Consider the following 18035-nt stretch of genomic DNA (forward strand, 5'->3'; position numbering starts at 1 on the left):
GCGCGCGGCCGATGGGGTCTGCTGCGGGCTCTCAACGGAGCTCTGCCTTGCTCGATCTCGCCCTCGTCCTCGCCCTTTCCGCTCAGTGTGCGCCCGGCGTCTCGCCGCAGACCCTGGCCGCGATCGCGCATACGGAAAGCCGCTTCAACGCCCTGGCGATCGGCGCCAATCGCGGCGGCGCCGTGCGTCAGCCCAGGACGCGCGAGGAAGCGGTGCGGGTCGCCCGCCGCCTGATCGCCTCGGGCGCCAACATCGATCTTGGTCTCGCCCAGATCAATTCCAGCAACCTCGGATGGCTGCGTCTGACGGTCGAGGACGCCTTCGACCCTTGCCGCAACCTCACCGCCGCAGGAACCGTGCTGCGCGCCGGCTTCAACCCCGCGTACACCGGCTCTGACCGCCAACAGGCCCTGCGCGTGGCCCTGTCGCGCTACAACACCGGCCATCCCGATCGCGGCTTTCGTAACGGCTATGTCGCGCGCGTCGAGGCCTCGGCGGCCCGCCTGGGCCTGGCCGTCTCCGCGCCGCCGCTAACCGAAGCCGCATCAGGCTCATCCCCCGCTCAGGTCGCGCCGGATCCCGTCGCGCCACCCGCCGCCTGGGACGTCTTCGCGCGCGCCAGCGCCAGCCCCGTCGTCCTCTTCGCCTCCGCCTCACAGACACAGACCTGGAGCGTCATCCCGTGACCCTGTCCCCCATTCGACGCCGCCAATGCGCGGTCGGCGCAATCGCCCTGGCGACCACCTTGATGGCGGTGCAGCCCGCCTTTGCCTCGGCCAATGTCGAGGGCCTGCTGCAGAACGTCGTCGACATGCTGACCGGCAACACGGCCAGGCTGTTGGCCATCCTCGCGGTCGTCATCGTCGGCATTCTATGGATGTTCGGCCTATTCGATCTGCGGCGCGCCGCCATCGTCATTCTCGGCATCGTCGTGGTCTTCGGCGCCGCCGAAATCGTCGGCCTGATCACGGGCGGCGCCTGATGGCCCGGACCGACGCCTGTCTGATCGTCGCGGGGATCGCCGGCGGCCTGGCGCTGACGCTGATGCTCGGCGTCCGCCTCATCTCGCCGGCCCGCTACGCCCAGGCTCTGGGCGGTGGTCTGGTCGGTCTCGCCGTGGCGAAAGCCGCCCTGGTCCTGAGCGGGGCGGACCATGGCTGAAGAACGACTGATCGAAGAGCCTCTGTTCCTGGCCTGCACCCGGCCGGCGATGATCCTGGGCGTGCCCATGGAGGCCATGGGCGTCAACGTCATGATCTCCGGCCTGGCCTTTCTCGTCGGCGGCAGCCTGCTCTATCTGCTCATCGCCCCGGCCCTGCATCTGGTCTTCCGGGCGATCTGCAAGGTGGACCACAACGCCTTCCGGCTTTTGCTGGTCTTCGTCGACACCAAGGGCCGGTCCCGCAACGGCGCCCTGTGGGGGGGCAGCTCGGCGACACCCCTCCCCCTTGTCCGGCGTTACAGCGCAAGGGAGCTGGTCCGTGGGTAAGCTCCGTCTCTCGCCGTCGCGTCTGCGCCGGGAGGGCGACGCCCTGGCCGGCCTGCCCTATGCGCGCCACGCCTCGGACCACATCGTCACGCTCGATAGCGGGGCGCTGATGATCGCCTTTCAGCTTCAGGGCGCGGCGTTCGAGACCGCCGATCCGCGCGATCTGAACGACTGGCACATCAAGCTCAATCAGACCTGGCGCAACCTGGCCGACGACCGGTTGGCGGTGTGGCACCACATCGTCCGGCGCGAGGTCCAGCCCGAGGTCATGGGCGGGTTCCGATCCGACTTCGCACGCGATCTGAGCCAGGCCTACGAAGCGCGGCTCGGAGGCCGACGGCTGTTCGTCAACGAACTCTTTGTCACCCTGGTGCTCCATCCCGGCCGTGATCCCGGTGATCGCGCTGGGGCGCTCATGCGTCGCCTGCAGACAGCCCGCCGTCAGGACACGGAGGTCTCCCCCGAACAGATCAAACGGCTCGAGGACGCCGCGCGAGATCTTGAACAGTATCTCGGCCGCTACGCACCGCGCCGCCTTGGCCTGTACCAACACGGAGACATCTGGTGCTCCGAACCGATGGAGCTGGTTCGGCTTGTCCTCACAGGGCGGCCGGGACGCGTCCCCATCGTCTACGGCCATCTCGGATCCGCGGTTCATACCGTGCGGGTCATTTTCGGACGCGAAAGCCTGGAGCTTCGGGACGTTGACGCAGGCCGTTACGCCGGCGTCCTCGCCATCAAGGAATACCCGGCCTCGACCCGGCCCGGACTGTGGAACGCGCTGCTGAGCGCGCCCTTCGGGTTCGTCGTGACCCAGTCCTTCGCCTTCCTGTCCAAGGCGGCCGGGCGATCGGTGATGGAGCGCAAGCAGAACCAGATGGTCTCCGCGCGGGACCGCGCCGCTTCCCAGATCGACGGCCTTTCGGACGCTCTGGACGATCTGGTCAGCAACCGGTTCGTGCTCGGCGAACACCAGGCGTCCGTCCTGGTCTACGGCGACACGCCCGCCTCCCTGGCCGACCACCTTTCGAAGGCGCGGGCGCATCTGGCTGACTCCGGCCTGGTCGTAGCCCGCGAGGACCTCGGCCTCGAGGCCGCCTTCTGGTCCCAGTTCCCCGGCGGCTTCGCGCGGCGCACGCGTCCGGCCGCGATCACCTCACGCAACTTCGCCGCCCTCGCGCCTTTCCACGCCTATCCCGTCGGCAAGCCACACGGCAATCACTGGGGACCGGCTGTGGCGACGCTGCGCACGACAGCCGGATCCCCCTTCTACTTCAACTTCCACGTGGGCGATCTCGGCCACACCTTCATCTGCGGCCCCTCCGGGTCGGGCAAGACGGTCGTCCAGAACTTCATGCTGGCGCAGCTGGAGCGGTTCGACGCCCAGCAGCTGTTCATCGACAAGGACCGGGGCGCCGAGATCTTCGTTCGGGCCTGCGGCGGGACCTATCTGGCCCTGCGCAACGGCGTGCCCACGGGGTTCGCGCCCTTCAAGGCCTTGGAGCCGTCACCCGCCAATCGCGCCTTCCTCAGCCGACTGGTGCGGACCCTGGTCGCCCGACCGAACGAGACTCTGTCGGTCCCGGAAGCGCGCGCCATCGACGAAGCCGTCGCCGCACTTGAGGCGCTCCCGCGCGAGCGACGGTCGCTTTCGGCCCTGCGCAGCCTGCTCGGTCAATCGGACGTCGGCGGCGTCGGGGCGCGGCTGGAGCGCTGGATTCGGGGCGGGCCGCTCGGCTGGGCTCTGGACGGCGACGACGACGCCCTGTCGCTCGACGCCCGCTTCGCCGGCTTCGACATGACCGATGTTCTGGACCACCCCGAGGTCCGCACGCCGATGATGCTCTACCTCTTCCACCGCATCGCCCAGCGAGTGGATGGACGTCGGCTCGTCCTCGACATCGACGAGTTCTGGAAGGTGCTGGGCGACGCCGCCTTCACCGACCTGGCCCAGGACGGCCTGAAGACCTGGCGCAAGCAGAACGCCCTGATGGTGTTCGGCACCCAGTCCCCAGCCGACGCGCTGCTCTCGCCGATCGCCCACACCATCCTCGAACAGTGCGCGACCAAGATTTTCCTGCCGAACGCCCATGGCCAGGCCCGCGACTATGTCGAAGGCTTCGGCCTGAGCGAGGAGGAGTTCCGACTGATCCGGGACGAGCTGACGCCGGAGTCGCATCGCTTCCTGGTCAAACAGGGTCACGACAGCGTGGTCGTGGAACTTGACCTCAAGGGACTGGATGACGCGCTGGCCGTCCTGTCCGGACGATCCGAAACCGTCGCCATGCTCGACCGGCTGAGAGCCGAGACCGGGGACGACTACGCCGACTGGCGGGGCCCCTTCCATACCCAGAGGAGACTGACATGAGACGCTCCATTCTTCCGATCGCCGTCGCGCTGGCCGCGATGACCGCCGTCCCGGCCCATGCCCAGCAGGTTGTCTACGACCCAACCTCCTTCGCCCAGATGGTCAAGGACGCGCGCACAGCCATCGAACAGCTCGACAGCCTGAAGGCCCAGGTCCAGCAGGGCGAGGAACTCTTCGCCAGCCTCAACGACCTGTCCAACGTCAACGCCATCGCTGAACGCCTGGGCCTCCCCGAGATCCGCAATCCCCTGCCCGACATGGCCACCCTGCGGTCGGCCGCCGACGGGGATCTGTCCGCGCTCGGCGAACTGGCCGAGCGGGCCGACGCGATCCGCCGCGAGACCCGCGTCTATACGCCTGACGCGCCGTCCGCCGCCGCCGAGGCCCTGGAGCGGGCCGGCGCGCGGACCGCCCGTGATCTGGCGATCGGCGAGGCCGTCGACCGGTCGGCGACCGATCGTCTCGAAGGCCTGGAGACGCTCCGTCGCGCGCTCGACACCGCGCCCAACGCGCGGGCCGTGATGGACCTGAACGCCCGGCTCGCGGCGGAACAGGCCCTGATTCAGAACGAACAGATCCGGCTGCAGGGCCTGGCCCTGACCCAGGCCGCCGAAGCCCGTCTCGAGGACCAGCGGGCGCGGGAGCGGATCGCCGCGGAACGGTCGGTCCGCATGGACGCCTACCGTCAGGCCTTTCAGTGAAAGCCGCCTTGGTCCTGCTCGGCCTGCTCGCGGGTTGCGGCGAGCCGGAAGCGCCCAGGGCTGAGCCGCGCCCGGATCGCGCCGCCCTCGAGGCGGCTGTCGAGGACTGCGAACGCGGCGCCCGCCGGCAAGGCTGTGACGCCGCCCAGGCGCGTCTCGCCGAGGTCCGGCGCGCTGACCGGATGGCCGCCTACCGGCAGGGTTTCTAGGAGGTCGCCATGTCGTTTCGGGTCTTCGAGCCCGCCTACACATTCCTCGACGAACGGCTGAGCGCCTTCCTCGGGGACCGGCTGGGCGCGGTGATCGCCGAGGTCGAAGGTCCGCTGCGGATCGCCCTCGTTCTCTACATCGTCCTCTACGGCTTCGCGATCTTCCGGGGCGCCATCAGCGAACCGGTCATGGATTTCGCCATCCGTGCGATCAAACTGCTGTTCATCTATGTGCTGGCCACCACCCCGGCCTATTCGGACTTCGTCACCGAGCCCCTGTTCCGCGACCTGCCGAACCTTCTGACGCGGGCCGTCAGCGGCGCTGAGACGCCGAACGTCGGGGCGGCCTTCGACCAGTTCCTCGCCTACGCCGGCTATCTCGGAGAGAAGATCGGCAGCGAGGGTTCGGCCTTCGACCCGTCACCCTGGATCGTCGCCGCGGTCGTCTTCATCGTCGGCGCCCTGGCCTGCGCGCTGGGCTTCGGCGTTGTTCTCGTCGCCAAACTGGCGCTGGCCCTTCTGGTCGCCCTCGGGCCCATCTTCATCGCCTGCGCCCTGTTCGACGCGACGCGGCGTTTCTTCTTCGGCTGGCTGTCCCAGGCGGTGAACTATCTGGTCCTGTTCGCCCTGATCATCACCATCTTCCAGCTCGTCCTGGCGCTGGTCCGGGATCAGTGGGGCGCGATCGAGGGCGGCGACCCGATGGTCGGCGGCCTGATCTTCATCGCCCTCTGCCTGCTCGGCGCGATCTTCTTCCTGCAGACGCCCGCGATCGCGGCCGGCATCGCCGGCGGCGCCAGCGCCGGGCTCGCCGACTTCGCCAACGCCGCCTCCCTGGGATCCAGCCCCAGCGCCGTCGCGCGGGGTCCTCTCGAGGCCAGCCGTCAACCGCCGCGCCGCGGCGGATCCATCCGTCCCACAGGAGCCCGCTAATGCCCTCTCTGCGAACATCGTCTCGCGTCGTGTCGATCGCCCTGGCGGTCCAGGCTCTCTCTGCCTGCGCCACCTTCCGGACCGCCGATCCGCCGGTCTGCGACGGCCGCCATCGTCGACCCGCCAATCCCTACGGGTCGATCCTCTCCCCGGCGGCGCCATACGCGCCCGCGCCCGCGGCCGACGCGTCTTCAACCATCGACCCTGGCGCAGGAGGCTGCGCATGACCGGCGTCCCCTCCTCCGATCTGAAGGCCTATTTCGCCGAGGCGCGGCGATGGGATCAGGACCGGCTCAGCGCCGCCATACGATCGCGTCGGCTGGCCTGGACCGTGGCGGCTGTAGCCGCCGGCCTGACCGTCGTCGCCGTCGCGGCGGTAGCGGTGCTGACCCCGCTTAAGACCACCGAACCCTTCGTCGTGCGGGTCGATCAGACCACCGGCGCGGTCGATGTGGTGCGGGGTCTTTCCTCGGCTGAAGGCCCGGCCACCTATGACGAGGCCGTCAGCAAGTATTTCCTCGGCCAGTACGTCCGCGCCCGGGAGGGCTATCTCGACCCCGCCGCCGAGGAAAGCTTCGCCCTGGTCTCGATCCTGTCGGGCGCAACGGAGCAACGCCGCTGGGCCGACCTCTATCGCGGCTCTAACCCAACCAGTCCTCAGAACCTCTACGGACCTGAGGCCGAGGCCGTGATCGCGATCCGCGCCATTGGCTTCATCAACGAAGGCGTCGCCAATGTACGGTTCCACCGCACGGTGCGTCAGGCCCAGCAGATCGTCGAGAGCGATTGGATCGCCACCATCGCCTTCACCTATACGCGCGCGCCGATGTCGGAGCCGGATCGCCTGCGCAATCCGCTCGGATTCCAGGTGACCTCGTACCGCGCCGACCCGGAGGTGGTCCGATGAGAACCCAGTTGATCGCCCTGGCCGCCGGCCTTGCACTGATGACAGCGGGGCCGGCCTGGGCCGAAGAGCGCGACGCCCGGATGGTCGAGGTCGACTACGCCCCGGGCTCTGTCTACCGCATCTCCGGGGCCTTCCGTACCGCCACCCAGATCGTGTTCGGTCCGGACGAAGCCATCCGCCATGCCGCGATCGGTGACAGCGTCAGCTGGGAGGTCGCGGCCGAGGGTTCCGTCCTCTTCCTCAAACCCCGCGAACGTTTGCAGGCGACCAATCTTCTCGTGGTCACCGAACGTGGAGGCGCGACGCGTCACTATGCGTTCGAACTGGCGGCGCGAGACGCCCGCGATCGATCCTCCATTGCCTACCAGATCCGGTTCCGCTACCCGGCCGACCTCCAGGCCGCGACCGTGGCGTCGCTGGACGCCGCCGCCGAGGCGATCGGGGACCGCGTGATCGACCTGGCGCTCGACCAGGCGGCTCTCTCCGGCCCCCGCAACCTCGCCTATAGCGTCCAGGGCGCGTCGGACTTGCAGCCGAGCGAGGTCACCGACAACGGCCGCTTCACCGTGCTGAGGTTCCCGGCCAACCAGCCCATCCCCTCGATCTTCGCTGTCTCCGCCGAGGGCGAGGAAAGCCTAGTCCCCTTCGATGTACGCGGCGAGTTCGTGGTCATCCACGCGGTCGTCCCGGGCCTGCGGCTGCGCCGCGGCGCTTCGGTGCTGTGCATCTTCAACGAAGCCTACGACCCGCGCGGTGTCGCCACCGGGACCGGCACGGCCTCGCCGATCGTGCATCGGAGCGTGGCGCAAGGAGCCCAACCATGACCGCCTCGCCTGAACCGAAGGACGACGCCGCGGCGGAACCCCGTTCTGAAGGCCAGGGTCTGCCGCCAACGACCGACCGGGGCATATCCCCCATCGCCGGCCGTTTCGGCGGCCGCGGGTCCAAGGTCGTCACCCTGGCCGCCCTGGGCCTCGGCTGCGCGGTCTTCCTCTTCGCCACCTGGGATCGTGGCGAGGGCGATGACCAGAAGGCGGCGGCGGACGAACCGGCCCGGCAGGTCGTTCCGTTCGAACCGGCGCGCCGCGACGCCGAGCCGCCCCTGCTGACGGATCCGTCTCTCGATCCCGACGCGCCTGTCCTGACGTCGTCGGGCGAACAGGTGCCGGCGCTCGAGACCTCGGCCTCGCCTGCATCGAATGGCCCCTCGGCAGCCGAACGGCGCCAGACCCTGATGGACGAGGCGAGGCGGGCCCCGGTCCTCGCCTATAGCCGCCAAGGCTCCGGCGTCGCACCGACCGGCGTCCTGACCGCTGCGGCCGTAGCGCCCGGGCCCCCTGCGCCGATCCAGGCCCGCGTCACGCCGCTCGACGGCTTGCGCCAGACCTCGCCGATCCGTGAGGCGCACGCCGGCCAGTTGGGGAATCGCAACCTCTTACTGACGGCGGGCGCCTCCATCCCCTGCATCCTCCAGACGGCGATGGACAGCGCGACCCCGGGGTTCGTCAGCTGCATCCTGCCACGCGACGTCTATTCGGAGAGCGGAACCGTGGTGTTGATGGAGCGCGGCACCCGGGTGCTCGGCGAGTACCAGGGCGGTCTGCACCAGGGCCGCAACCGGCTCTTCGTCCTGTGGACCCGCGCCGTCACGCCTGCGGGTGTCACCGTGGGCCTGGCGTCTCCGGCCGCCGACGCCCTCGGTCGCGCAGGCTTCGACGGCCGCGTGGACACCCATTTCTGGGACCGGTTCGGCGGCGCCCTCCTGCTGTCGCTGGTGGACGACGGTCTCTATGCCGCTGTCGGACGGGACGACGCCGTGCGCGAGACCGCGCGGGTGCCTTCGGACGCGGCCGGCGTCGCGTTGCAGAACTCGGTCGACATCCCCGCGACCCTGCGGAAACCCCAGGGCGCCGAGGTCTCCATTTTCGTGGCCCAGGACCTGAACTTCGCCGGTGTCTATCGGCTGAGCGCAAGGTGATGGACGACACCGCTGTCCTGGAACACTACCTCGCGCCGCTGCGGCCCCTGCTCGCGCCAGAAGACGTGACCGAACTGGTGATCAACCGCCCCGGCGAGGTCGGGATCGAACAGGGCGGCCGCTGGCACTGGCATGAAAAGCCGCTGCTCACCGAGGCCTGGCTCAGGACGCTTGCCGTCGCCGCCGCCGCCTTCACCAAACAGGATGTCAGCGACGCCCGGCCGATCTGCTCGACGATCTTGCCCGGCGACGAACGATGCCAGATCGTTCTTCCGCCTGCGGCCCCGACCGGCACGGTGTCCCTCACCATCCGTAAGCCCTCGCGCCGGCAGTTCGGTCTCGACGCCTTTGCGACCGGCGGGTTGTTCGACGCGGTCGTCGCGGCGGACGACGCGTCTGCCGATCCGGTCGACGCCGAACTCCTCGCCCTGAAAAAATCGGGAGACTGGTCGGCCTTCTTCAAACTGGCCGTGGTCTCCCGGCGCAACATCCTCGTCTCCGGCGCCACCGGCTCCGGCAAGACCACCTTCGCCAAGGGTCTGGTCGAGGCCATTCCGGACCAAGAGAGGCTGCTGACGATCGAGGACACGCGTGAACTGGTCGTGCCTCACCGCAACGTCGTCCACCTGACCTATTCCAAGGAAGGCCAGGGTTTGGCGCAGGTCACCGCCAAATCCCTGCTCGAAAGCGCGCTCCGGATGCGGCCCGACCGGATCCTGCTGCAGGAACTGCGGGACGGCACGGCCTTCTTCTATCTTCGCAACGTCAACTCCGGCCACCCCGGCTCGATCACGACGGTCCACGCCGACAGCGCCTCTCTGGCCTTCGAACAGCTGACCCTTCTGGTTCGCGAGTCCGAGGGCGGCCGTGATCTGCCGCGGGAAGACATTCGGGCCCTGCTGCACCTGCTCGTCGATATCGTCGTCCAGATGCGCAAGACCGATGGTCGGTTCCGGGTGACGGAGGTCTGGCATGACCCGCTTCGAAAACGCCAGCCCGGCCGCTAGGACGACACTCGTCGTCGTCGGTGTCCTGCTCCTGCTGCTTGTGGCCGGAACCTCGACCGCGATGATCGCGCTCGCCGGCGTGGGCCGCCTGTCGCCGGACATCGACCCTGTCCGTGTGCCAGCCTGGCTCTGGCATTACCGCGCCGACCCCGACCTTCAGCGCTGGCTTAGGATCGGCGGCCTGACCAACATTCTCCTCGCCGTCGTCCTCGTCGCGGCGGTTGCGTTGGGCATTCGCCGTCCGCTTCATGGCGCGGCGCGCTGGGCCTCCACGCGCGATCTCAAGGCGGCCGGGCTGGCGGCGCGCGAAGGCATCCTGCTCGGTCGGCGCGGTCGCTCATGGCTGATCGCCGGCGGCTCCGAGCATGTGATGCTTTACGCTCCGACACGCACCGGCAAGGGCGTCGGGGTCGTCATTCCCAATCTCCTGACCTGGCCGGGCTCGGTCGTGGTCCTCGACATCAAGCGCGAAAACCACGCCGCGACAGCGGGGTTTCGGGCCGCCGCCGGTCAGACGGTGCTGCTGTTCGATCCCCTCGCCCCCGACGGCCGAACCGCACGCTTCAACCCTCTGGCGCACATCGAGCGCTTCTCGACCTCCGCCGTCCTCGACGAGTTGCAACGGATGGCGGTCATGCTCTTCCCGGGCCACGATCACGCCGACCCCTTCTGGTCGGAAGCCGCCCGGACCGGCTTCATCGGGGTCGGGGCCTATGTTGCGGAAACGCCGGACCTGCCCTTCTCACTCGGCGAGATCTTCCGGCAGCTGACCGAGGGCGATGCGCGGGAGCGGTTCCCCGGATTGATCAAGGCGCGAAACCTGGCGGGCGCGCCGCTGTCCAACGGTTGCGCCTCGGCCCTGACGGATTTCTGCAGCTCGAGCGAAAACACCTTCGCATCCATCCGCCAGACAATCACCAGCCGCATGGGACTGTGGCTCAACCCCGCCGTCGATGCGGCGACCTCTGCCAGCGACTTTGACCTGCGCGACCTGCGCGAAGGCCGCCTGTCGCTCTATCTGGGCGCCTCGCCCGACAACATGCTGCGTGTCGCCCCGCTCTACAGCCTGCTCTTCCAGCAACTCGTCGACCTGAACAGCCGCCGGCTGCCCCGCCCTGACGATCGCCCGGTGCTGGTCCTGCTGGACGAGTTCGCCCGGCTCGGCCGCGCCCCCGTTCTCGCCGCCGCCTTCTCCTACCTCGCCGGCTACGGCATTCGCCTTCTGCCGGTGATCCAGAGCCCGTCGCAGCTCCGGGCCCTCTACGGCCCCGACGTGACCGAGGACATCCTGACCAACTGCGGGATCGAGGTCGTCTTCGCCCCGAAGGAGCTGAAGGTGGCCCAGGAACTGAGCGAACGGCTCGGCTACTACACCTATCAAGCCCGCAGCCGCAGCCGTCCGATGGGCCTTGGTTCCGGCCGGCGCAGCACGACGACATCCGATCAACGCCGGGCGCTGATGATGCCTCAGGAGCTAATGCAGCTTCCTGACCGGACCCTGATCGTCCTCAAGGCCGGGATGCCGCCGGCGCGCGGCGCGAAGATCCGGTTCTTCCGCGAACAGGTCTTCACTCGCCGGCAACGGCCGGCGCCGATCCCGCCGGGACGGCCGGTGGCGGCCGAGCTCGCCTCCGCCACCCCCGTCCCACCGCCCCCTGCGCTAGAGGATACTGATATGAGCTATGAGTCCGTGGTTCAGGCCTTCACCGAACAGGGGTGCCCGCCGCCCGAGATCGGCGCCACCGAGACCGAAGTCGCCGACTGGCTGGACCAGATCATCGACGCCATCGTGCCCGCTCCCGATCGGGATGATAACCGATGAGCCCACGCCCTGCCAAAGCGCTAGAACGGTCCGCTGATAACGCGGTCTCGCCGACACCGGCAAACGGGGGCGGCGCCCGATCCCGTACCCGGGGCGACGCGCCTCAAGCCATCCTGGATCGGTATCTGATCGAACGCGACCGCCTGGGACGCGCCGCGCGCTTCTACCGGGATCACCGCGCCACCGAACCGATGTTTAGGGACGAGGGCCGCAAACTGACGACGACGCAGTCCTATCCTGACGCCGTCGCCGACATGCTGAAGATCGCGCAGCACCGGGGCTGGACCGAAGTGCGGGTGTCCGGCGACGAAGGGTTTCGTCGCGAGGCCTGGATCCAGGCGCGATCTCTCGGGGTCGAAGTGAAGGGCTACATGCCGCGCGATCGGGATCGTCAGGCGGCCGGCGAGCCGTCCCTCGCCCGATCTCCGTCGAGCCGACATCTCGACGAGCGAGCCCAGGAGGACCGACTTCGCGCAGCCTCGGTCGTGGTCAAACGGTTGATCGAAGACCCAGCGGCCCGGACGCGGCTGATGGAGCGCGCTGTCCAGCGTCTGCACAACCAGCTTGACCCCGGGCGCATGCGAGATCGCGATGGTTCACGCGACCGACGTTCATGAAGACACTTCGCCCCGCCGACCTCACGTGAATTTCTCTGCGGTCGTGCTGCCAACTGAAGTCTGAAAAGCGCCAGTACCGGTCATTCGCTCATGGCCAGATACCGGACATCACGGATTTAACGCCATAGCCAAACTGCGGCAGCGGTGTAGACGGCGATGCCGAGCGTCAGGTTAAACGGGAAAGTTATGGCCAGCGATGCGGTCACGAATACACCGGCGTCCGCTTTGGGAGCCGCCAGTCGCATGGCGGCGGGAACAGCGATATAGGACGCCGACCCCGCGAGAATGGTCAGGAGAGCGGCGTTGCCGGCTTCCAGTCCGGCCAGTCGAGCCAGCCCCAGCGCGACCCCCGCGGACAATAACGGAAAGCCCAGGGCGAACCCGATAACGCCTGGCGTCAGCTTTCGTCCGCCTTCCATCAGCCGGCGGGCGGCGATCAGGCCGATGTCGAGCAGGAAGAAGCACAGGGCGCCTTGGAACAGCGGGCCGACAAACAGGTCCAGACGAGCCATGCCGGCCTCGCCGGAGATCAGCCCGACCAGGAAGCTGCCGAGCAGCATCACGGACGCCGCGCCGACGAACACCTCCCGCAGGATCGTCCTTCGCCGCCCCGGCTCGCCACGACCCGCGCCGTTCAGCAGGAGGAGCGCTGTCAGGATGGCTGGCGTCTCCATCAGGGCGAGCACCGCCGCCATATAGCCGCCAGAGGGAAGACCGACGGCCTCAAGATGCTGCTGGCCGGCGGCGAAGGTCACCACCGACACGGACCCGTAGGTCGCCGCCAGCGCGCACAGGGTCGGGCGATCGAGTCTCGGGACGCGCTTCAGAATGACGAAAGCGACCAGCGGCATGAGGGCGCTGAGCGCGACGCCGATGGCCGCCGCCGACAGGAAATCCCCGTTGAGCCCCGCCGTGCGCGCCTCCACCCCGCCTTTGAAGCCGATGCAAAGCATCAGGTAGAGCGAGAGGGCCTTGCTGACCGACTCGGGAATGGCGAGGTCCGAGCGCGCGAACGCGGCCGCAGCGCCGACAAAGAAGAACAGGATGGCCGGCGACGTCAGGAGCGCCAGGCTGGTGGAGAAATCAGGCATGCGTCAACCGGTCCGCTGAAGGTCGGCCCGAGTGACCTCGACCGGTGCGGTGATCCAGTTTATTGGCCTAATGCAGGTTATAACGGACGCTAATGACATGGCTGATCGGCTGGTCAACCTGGACATCGACCTGCTGCGAGCCTTCGTGACGGTCGTCGAAACCGGCAGCTTTACGCGCACGGCGGCACTGCTCGGCCGAACCCAGCCGGCCGTCAGCCTTCAGATCCGCCGGCTGGAGGATCAGTTGCGATCCCCGCTGTTTGATCGCGGGGGCAAGGGCGTCGGTCTGACGACAGAGGGCGCGGGACTGCTGCCGCAGGCCCGCCGGTTGTTGCGGCTGAACGACGAGATCGTGTCGACGCTGGGAGACGGGGACCTGGAGGGCGAGGTTCGGTTCGGCGCCCCCGAGGACATCGCGACAATGCATCTTCCCGGAATCCTCGGGGCGTTCGCGCGAAGCCACCCCCGCATCAGGCTGTCGGTGACCTGCGACTACACCGCCAACCTGCTCGACCAGATGTCGCGCGGCATGCTTGATCTGGCGCTGATCAAGCGTGAGCCCGTTGGGCCCGAACTGGGAGTTCGCGTCTGGAGCGAGCCTCTGGTGTGGGTGGCGCTGGACGCCTCGATTATTGAGGCGTCGCCGCTGCCGCTGATCGTCGCGCCGGCGCCGGACATCTATCGGAAACGCGCCCTGGGCGCGCTCACGGAGGCAGGCGTCGATTTTCGCGCGGCCTTCACTTCGCCGAGCCTCGCCGGGCAGATGGCGGCCCTGCGCGCCGGCCTCGGCGTCGGCGTGCTTCCCGCCGCCATGGCTCCCCGCGACCTCGCCGTGCTGGGACTGCCGCTGCCGGCGCTCACCGACAGCGAGATCGCCCTGGTTTCCGCCCGAGGCGCCGGTGGGCCGGCCGGGCTGCTTGCGCAGGAGGTGCTGCGGGCGCTGGAACGCGGTCCCATCCCGGCATGACGCGCGCTTATGGGGCGCATCAGGACTTCTGATTGGCGGCGGGCGGGCGTCGCAGGCACCTTTCCTGCGCGGCCCGGGCCCCTCTGACGATCACTGTGATCGTGATGTCGGACCGCATCGGGTGCGCTCGATGACGGGTCCGGATTGTTTGTCCCCTTCGAACGGACGGTCTCTGCGTCGAGCGCCCCCCTTCTGACGAGGGAGCGGCTCTATGCCCAGAACAAGCAAACTCCGGCCACACCGCTTTCCGGTCGATCCGCAAGACGTGTGGACCTACGGGGACGTCGCACAGATGGATGCCGTCGTCGCCGCTTGCGCCTTGGTCGCGCAGGCCGACGGCTGGGTCACCCCCCAGGAACGCAAGCGGATGCTCGATAAGATGAGCCAGTCGCCGAGTATTCGCTTCTTCGGACTACATGAGGTGACAGTCGGGTTCGAGGCGCTGAACATACGGTTCGATCGCGACATCGAAGACGCCGAAGCTGTGGCGGAAGCGGCGATCGGTGTCCTCCGTGGTCAGCAGGGACCTTCGCACCTGCTGATCGACACCGCGTGTTCGGTCGCCGAAGCGGACGGTGGTTTCGACGCCGAGGAGCGCGAGGTCCTTCTGCGTCTCTGCCGGCTGCTGGACCTCGATCCTGCCCGTTATGACCTGATCTCCGGCGAGGGTGGACGGAGATGAGGATCGGTCCGATTTCGATACCGGTCGCCCACGGCCTGTCGGTTCAGCTTTCGCAGATGACATGCCGGGTCGCTGCACATCGGAGCTCGCCGACGACCCGCCCCGTGGAGACCCCGGGCGCGATCAGCGACGACACCGCCAGCCGCCGACCCAGCCGGCACACCTTTGACATCCGCGTCTGATCGCCGGACCAAACTGGAACTCTGACTTCATGGATTTTCTGACCCAGGACGTCCTGACCAAGCCGGTCTGGATGTGGGCGACTTTTCTGACACTCGTCATCGTGCTTCTCGCGCTGGACCTCGGCGTCCTGCACAAGAAGCACCGCGAGATCGGCATGCGTGAGAGCCTGCTGATGTCGCTCGGCTATCTGACCCTTGGTATCGGCTTCGGCGGGTGGGTCTGGTTCAGCCTCGGCCAGCAGGCGGGGATCGAATACCTCACCGGCTTCGTGGTCGAGAAGTCCCTGGCGATCGACAACATCTTCGTCATCGCCATGATCTTCACCTACTTCGCCATTCCGCGGCTCTACCAGCACAGGGTGCTGTTCTGGGGCATCCTGGGCGTGATTGTTCTGAGGGCCGTCATGATCGCCGGCGGCGCGGCTCTGGTGTCGGGGTTCCCGTGGGTGCTCTACATCTTCGCCCTGTTCCTCGTCGCGACGGGGGTGAAGATGATCGCCATGTCCGGCAAGACGCATGACCTTGCCGCCAATCCCCTGCTCCGCTTCCTCAAGAAGCGGGTGCGAGTCACCGAAGAGCTGCACGGTGAACGGTTCTTCGTGCGGTTGCCTCATCCCAAGACCGGCCGGATCGCGACGTTCGCGACGCCGGTCTTCCTCGCCCTGGTACTGATCGAGGTGGCCGACGTGATCTTTGCGGTGGATTCGGTGCCGGCGATCTTCGCGATCACCACGGACCCCTACATCATCTACACCTCGAACATCTTCGCTATCCTGGGGCTCAGGGCGCTGTATTTCGCGCTGGCAGCCATCCTGCCTCGGTTCGCCTATCTCAAATACGCCCTTGCGCTCCTGCTCATCTTCATCGGCTCGAAGATCTTCATCTCCGACTTGCTGGGCTGGGAGAAGTTTCCGGCAGGCCTCTCGCTCGGCATCACCTTCGCCATCCTCGCGGCGGGCATTCTATGGTCGGTGTGGCGCACCCGTTCGACCCCGCCCGACGCAGCGGCGCCATGACGCCGGGCCCCGACGATCCGTTGATGGCGGGCTACCGGCGCTTTCGCACCTCCGTCTGGCCGGACCAGGCGCAACGGTATGCGAGGCTCGCCCGGCGGCGTCAGCAGCCGGCCACGGCCGTGATCGCCTGTTCCGACTCCCGGATCGATCCGCAGACGATCTTCGACGCCGAGCCGGGCGAGTTGTTCGTCGTCCGCAATGTCGCGGGGCTGGTCCCGGAGTATGCGCCCGATGGCGGGTGTCACGGGACCAGCGCGGCGCTTGAGTATTCGGTGAAAATCCTCAGGGTCCGACGCATCGTCGTGCTGGGGCATGCGCAATGCGATGGCATTCACGCCATGATCCATGGCCCCCTGCGAAACGCCCCCGATTTTCTCGGCCCATGGGTGGACATCGCCGAGCCGGTGATGTGGCCCATGCCCGAGCAGGGCTCCGGCGAAGCGTTCGAGGCGGCGATCGAGGACGCCGTGCTCCGACAGTCGCTGACCAACCTGAGGACGTTCCCGTGGATTCGGGAGGCCGAAAAGTCCGGACACCTGACGCTGTGGGCCTGGAAGTTCAACATCGCCTCAGGCGAACTGACGACCGTCTAGGCGGGGTCTATTGACGGTTATTATTGGCCGCATGAGCACAACTCATTGGCCCGCCGAGAGGAAGGCTGTCAGTGTGATTGAGCGGCCCGGGCCCCTCTGACGATCATGGTGATCGTGATGTCGGACCGCATCGGGTGCGCTCGATGCCGGGGTCTAGTCCATCCAGAATCCCCAGGCCCGGCAAAGAGCGCACCCTTTCAAAAAGGAGAGGCTCAATGGCGGCAACATCCAACCGGCGGCTCAGACGATACGGCACCATCGTGGCGCTGGGCTTGATGACCGCGTTCTCGTCGCTGGTCAGGGCCATGCGGTCTGCCCGCGCCAGGTCACGGCGCGCCCGCTGACCTGCGGCCGCTCCCTTTTTCCCGTCGACCCTTCATCCTGAGCCCGAGACCCCAATCACAAATGAGCAAGTTCCAAACTACCTTCCGTGATCGTCCCGCTGTCCGACCCGACATGTCGGTCGACGCCGGACTGCGAGCCTTCATGCTCGGCGTCTACAACAAGATGGGTCTCGGCCTCGTGGTTTCCGCGGGTTTGGCCTGGGCGACCGCTTCGGTGGAGCCCGTCCGCGACATCCTGTTCGTCGTCGCAGACGGGCGTCTGACCGGCTATACGCCGCTGGGCATGGGGCTGGCCTTCGCGCCGCTGGTTGTCCTGCTCGGCTCCGCCTTCCTGGTGCGCAGCGCCTCGCCCCGGATGGCGAGCCTGCTCTACTGGTCCGTCGTGGCGCTGATCGGCGCTTCGCTCGGCGCGACGGCGCTCCGCTACACGGGCGAGAGCCTGGCCTCGACGTTTCTGGTCACGGCCTCAGCCTTCGGCGCGCTCAGCCTCTACGGATACACGACCCGGCGGGACCTGAGCGGGATCGGGACCTTCCTGATCATGGGCGTGATCGGTCTCATCATCGCGAGCCTGGTCAACCTGTTCCTGCAATCCTCGACACTGATGCTGGCCATCAGCGGCATCGGCGTTCTGATCTTCGCGGGCCTGACCGCCCATGACACCCAGCGTCTGAAGCTGACCTACCACCAGCTTGGCGGCGACCGGGTCGCCATGGGCTCGGCCACAAGCTTCGGCGCGCTGAGCCTGTATCTCGATTTCATCAACCTGTTCCAGTTCCTGCTCGTCTTCCTCGGCCAGCGTCGCTGAGCCTTCACTCGCCTCTGGAGATCCGAATGCCCCTTCTGCTCTGTCCCAACGACAATGCCTCAATGACGACGGTCAACCGCAGCGGAGTCGAGTTCGACATGTGCCCGGTCTGTCGGGGCGTCTGGCTCGATCGCGGCGAGCTGGAAAAGCTGATCGAGGCCGGCGGCGGCCCGGGCGGTCCATCGCCCGGGCCGATCCCTTACACCGAGCCGCCGTCTGATCGGAGCTTCCGCCGGGATCGTGATGACGACTACGGCCGCGACGAGGGCTACCGCAGGAAGAAGCGCCGCGACATCTTCGATATTTTTGACTGACCGAGCC

22 protein-coding genes are annotated in these 18035 nt (G+C 67.7%); 20 read left to right on the plus strand and 2 right to left on the minus strand.

The genetic code is table 11. The features are described from left to right. Positions 1-47: 47 nt before the first annotated feature. From ACETK8_RS13160 to ACETK8_RS13225, 14 genes are all read left to right on the plus strand, one after another. Positions 48-686: a lytic transglycosylase domain-containing protein gene (locus tag ACETK8_RS13160; protein WP_316628710.1), complete on the plus strand. Its 639-nt coding sequence runs from the start codon at positions 48-50 to the stop codon at positions 684-686. Next, positions 683-982: a TrbC/VirB2 family protein gene (locus ACETK8_RS13165; RefSeq protein WP_316628709.1), complete on the plus strand. Its 300-nt coding sequence runs from the start codon at positions 683-685 to the stop codon at positions 980-982. Before ACETK8_RS13160 ends, ACETK8_RS13165 begins: the two co-directional genes overlap by 4 nt. Beyond that, positions 982-1161, plus strand: coding sequence for a hypothetical protein (locus ACETK8_RS13170; RefSeq protein WP_291535357.1), 180 nt, complete (start codon positions 982-984; stop codon positions 1159-1161). Before ACETK8_RS13165 ends, ACETK8_RS13170 begins: the two co-directional genes overlap by 1 nt. Then, entirely contained in the window at positions 1154-1489 is a 336-nt protein-coding gene (locus tag ACETK8_RS13175; protein WP_003170565.1) for a type IV secretion system protein VirB3, read from the plus strand. The genes ACETK8_RS13170 and ACETK8_RS13175 overlap by 8 nt, the downstream gene beginning before the upstream one ends. Continuing rightward, on the plus strand, positions 1482-3857 hold the full coding sequence (locus ACETK8_RS13180; RefSeq protein ID WP_316628708.1) for a VirB4 family type IV secretion/conjugal transfer ATPase: 2376 nt from the start codon (positions 1482-1484) through the stop codon (positions 3855-3857). The genes ACETK8_RS13175 and ACETK8_RS13180 overlap by 8 nt, the downstream gene beginning before the upstream one ends. Next, positions 3854-4558 (plus strand): type IV secretion system protein, encoded by a 705-nt coding sequence (locus ACETK8_RS13185; protein WP_374036346.1) that lies wholly within the window; start codon positions 3854-3856, stop codon positions 4556-4558. Before ACETK8_RS13180 ends, ACETK8_RS13185 begins: the two co-directional genes overlap by 4 nt. Further along, positions 4555-4767, plus strand: coding sequence for a hypothetical protein (locus tag ACETK8_RS13190; RefSeq protein WP_374036347.1), 213 nt, complete (start codon positions 4555-4557; stop codon positions 4765-4767). The genes ACETK8_RS13185 and ACETK8_RS13190 overlap by 4 nt, the downstream gene beginning before the upstream one ends. A 9-nt stretch (positions 4768-4776) precedes the next feature. Further along, on the plus strand, positions 4777-5700 hold the full coding sequence (locus ACETK8_RS13195) for a type IV secretion system protein (RefSeq protein WP_374036348.1): 924 nt from the start codon (positions 4777-4779) through the stop codon (positions 5698-5700). Between the two features lie 223 nt (positions 5701-5923). After that, entirely contained in the window at positions 5924-6607 is a 684-nt protein-coding gene (locus ACETK8_RS13200) for a virB8 family protein (RefSeq protein ID WP_292047209.1), read from the plus strand. Further along, positions 6604-7431 (plus strand): TrbG/VirB9 family P-type conjugative transfer protein, encoded by an 828-nt coding sequence (locus tag ACETK8_RS13205; protein ID WP_374036349.1) that lies wholly within the window; start codon positions 6604-6606, stop codon positions 7429-7431. Before ACETK8_RS13200 ends, ACETK8_RS13205 begins: the two co-directional genes overlap by 4 nt. Beyond that, entirely contained in the window at positions 7428-8585 is a 1158-nt protein-coding gene (virB10, locus tag ACETK8_RS13210) for a type IV secretion system protein VirB10 (protein WP_316628704.1), read from the plus strand. Before ACETK8_RS13205 ends, virB10 begins: the two co-directional genes overlap by 4 nt. After that, positions 8585-9592 carry a P-type DNA transfer ATPase VirB11 gene (gene virB11, locus ACETK8_RS13215; RefSeq protein ID WP_316628703.1) on the plus strand — a complete coding sequence of 336 codons (1008 nt, stop codon included), beginning with the start codon at positions 8585-8587 and terminating at the stop codon, positions 9590-9592. Before virB10 ends, virB11 begins: the two co-directional genes overlap by 1 nt. Continuing rightward, a complete protein-coding gene (locus tag ACETK8_RS13220; RefSeq protein ID WP_316628702.1) occupies positions 9558-11414 on the plus strand; it encodes a type IV secretory system conjugative DNA transfer family protein in 1857 nt (618 codons plus the stop codon). Before virB11 ends, ACETK8_RS13220 begins: the two co-directional genes overlap by 35 nt. Next, complete coding sequence (locus ACETK8_RS13225) at positions 11411-12031, plus strand: LPD7 domain-containing protein (RefSeq protein WP_316628701.1); 621 nt, start codon at positions 11411-11413, stop codon at positions 12029-12031. The genes ACETK8_RS13220 and ACETK8_RS13225 overlap by 4 nt, the downstream gene beginning before the upstream one ends. Before the next feature lie 116 nt (positions 12032-12147). Here ACETK8_RS13225 and ACETK8_RS13230 read toward each other — a convergent pair whose 3' ends face one another. Further along, positions 12148-13122 carry a sodium-dependent bicarbonate transport family permease gene (locus ACETK8_RS13230; protein ID WP_341020822.1) on the minus strand — a complete coding sequence of 325 codons (975 nt, stop codon included), beginning with the start codon at positions 13120-13122 and terminating at the stop codon, positions 12148-12150. A gap of 97 nt (positions 13123-13219) precedes the next feature. Here ACETK8_RS13230 and ACETK8_RS13235 point away from each other — a divergent pair, with 97 nt between their 5' ends. The 4 genes from ACETK8_RS13235 to ACETK8_RS13250 all read left to right on the plus strand — a co-directional run bounded on the left by ACETK8_RS13235 (position 13220) and on the right by ACETK8_RS13250 (position 16562). After that, positions 13220-14089 (plus strand): LysR substrate-binding domain-containing protein, encoded by an 870-nt coding sequence (locus ACETK8_RS13235; RefSeq protein WP_374036350.1) that lies wholly within the window; start codon positions 13220-13222, stop codon positions 14087-14089. A gap of 292 nt (positions 14090-14381) precedes the next feature. Further along, the gene (locus ACETK8_RS13240) at positions 14382-14771 is read left to right on the plus strand and encodes a TerB family tellurite resistance protein (protein ID WP_374036351.1); all 390 of its coding nucleotides are present in this window, start codon (positions 14382-14384) and stop codon (positions 14769-14771) included. 211 nt (positions 14772-14982) lie between these two features. Beyond that, complete coding sequence (locus ACETK8_RS13245) at positions 14983-15969, plus strand: TerC family protein (RefSeq protein WP_374036352.1); 987 nt, start codon at positions 14983-14985, stop codon at positions 15967-15969. Beyond that, positions 15966-16562, plus strand: a complete 597-nt coding sequence (locus ACETK8_RS13250; RefSeq protein ID WP_374036353.1) for a carbonic anhydrase — start codon at positions 15966-15968, stop codon at positions 16560-16562. Before ACETK8_RS13245 ends, ACETK8_RS13250 begins: the two co-directional genes overlap by 4 nt. 103 nt (positions 16563-16665) lie before the next feature. Here the strand turns inward: ACETK8_RS13250 and ACETK8_RS13255 are convergent, their stop codons facing one another. Next, positions 16666-16869: a hypothetical protein gene (locus tag ACETK8_RS13255; protein WP_374036354.1), complete on the minus strand. Its 204-nt coding sequence runs from the start codon at positions 16867-16869 to the stop codon at positions 16666-16668. Positions 16870-16967: 98 nt separating this feature from the next. Here ACETK8_RS13255 and ACETK8_RS13260 point away from each other — a divergent pair, with 98 nt between their 5' ends. Further along, on the plus strand, positions 16968-17714 hold the full coding sequence (locus tag ACETK8_RS13260) for a Bax inhibitor-1/YccA family protein (RefSeq protein ID WP_374036355.1): 747 nt from the start codon (positions 16968-16970) through the stop codon (positions 17712-17714). 26 nt (positions 17715-17740) lie between these two features. After that, the gene (locus ACETK8_RS13265) at positions 17741-18028 is read left to right on the plus strand and encodes a zf-TFIIB domain-containing protein (RefSeq protein ID WP_341020813.1); all 288 of its coding nucleotides are present in this window, start codon (positions 17741-17743) and stop codon (positions 18026-18028) included. Positions 18029-18035: the final 7 nt, after the last annotated feature.

The sequence above is a fragment of the Brevundimonas staleyi genome (assembly GCF_041893865.1).
Lineage (GTDB): Bacteria > Pseudomonadota > Alphaproteobacteria > Caulobacterales > Caulobacteraceae > Brevundimonas > Brevundimonas staleyi.

Coding starts and splice junctions, on each gene's coding strand:
- ACETK8_RS13170 (WP_291535357.1), top strand. CDS start 982: ATGGCCCGGACCGACGCCTGTCTGATCGTCGCGGGGATCGCCGGCGGC.
- ACETK8_RS13175 (WP_003170565.1), top strand. CDS start 1,154: ATGGCTGAAGAACGACTGATCGAAGAGCCTCTGTTCCTGGCCTGCACC.
- ACETK8_RS13185 (WP_374036346.1), top strand. CDS start 3,854: ATGAGACGCTCCATTCTTCCGATCGCCGTCGCGCTGGCCGCGATGACC.
- ACETK8_RS13195 (WP_374036348.1), top strand. CDS start 4,777: ATGTCGTTTCGGGTCTTCGAGCCCGCCTACACATTCCTCGACGAACGG.
- ACETK8_RS13200 (WP_292047209.1), top strand. CDS start 5,924: ATGACCGGCGTCCCCTCCTCCGATCTGAAGGCCTATTTCGCCGAGGCG.
- ACETK8_RS13205 (WP_374036349.1), top strand. CDS start 6,604: ATGAGAACCCAGTTGATCGCCCTGGCCGCCGGCCTTGCACTGATGACA.
- virB10 (WP_316628704.1), top strand. CDS start 7,428: ATGACCGCCTCGCCTGAACCGAAGGACGACGCCGCGGCGGAACCCCGT.
- virB11 (WP_316628703.1), top strand. CDS start 8,585: ATGGACGACACCGCTGTCCTGGAACACTACCTCGCGCCGCTGCGGCCC.
- ACETK8_RS13220 (WP_316628702.1), top strand. CDS start 9,558: ATGACCCGCTTCGAAAACGCCAGCCCGGCCGCTAGGACGACACTCGTC.
- ACETK8_RS13225 (WP_316628701.1), top strand. CDS start 11,411: ATGAGCCCACGCCCTGCCAAAGCGCTAGAACGGTCCGCTGATAACGCG.
- ACETK8_RS13230 (WP_341020822.1), bottom strand. CDS start 13,122: ATGCCTGATTTCTCCACCAGCCTGGCGCTCCTGACGTCGCCGGCCATC.
- ACETK8_RS13235 (WP_374036350.1), top strand. CDS start 13,220: ATGGCTGATCGGCTGGTCAACCTGGACATCGACCTGCTGCGAGCCTTC.
- ACETK8_RS13240 (WP_374036351.1), top strand. CDS start 14,382: ATGGATGCCGTCGTCGCCGCTTGCGCCTTGGTCGCGCAGGCCGACGGC.
- ACETK8_RS13245 (WP_374036352.1), top strand. CDS start 14,983: ATGGATTTTCTGACCCAGGACGTCCTGACCAAGCCGGTCTGGATGTGG.
- ACETK8_RS13250 (WP_374036353.1), top strand. CDS start 15,966: ATGACGCCGGGCCCCGACGATCCGTTGATGGCGGGCTACCGGCGCTTT.
- ACETK8_RS13255 (WP_374036354.1), bottom strand. CDS start 16,869: ATGGCCCTGACCAGCGACGAGAACGCGGTCATCAAGCCCAGCGCCACG.
- ACETK8_RS13260 (WP_374036355.1), top strand. CDS start 16,968: ATGAGCAAGTTCCAAACTACCTTCCGTGATCGTCCCGCTGTCCGACCC.
- ACETK8_RS13265 (WP_341020813.1), top strand. CDS start 17,741: ATGCCCCTTCTGCTCTGTCCCAACGACAATGCCTCAATGACGACGGTC.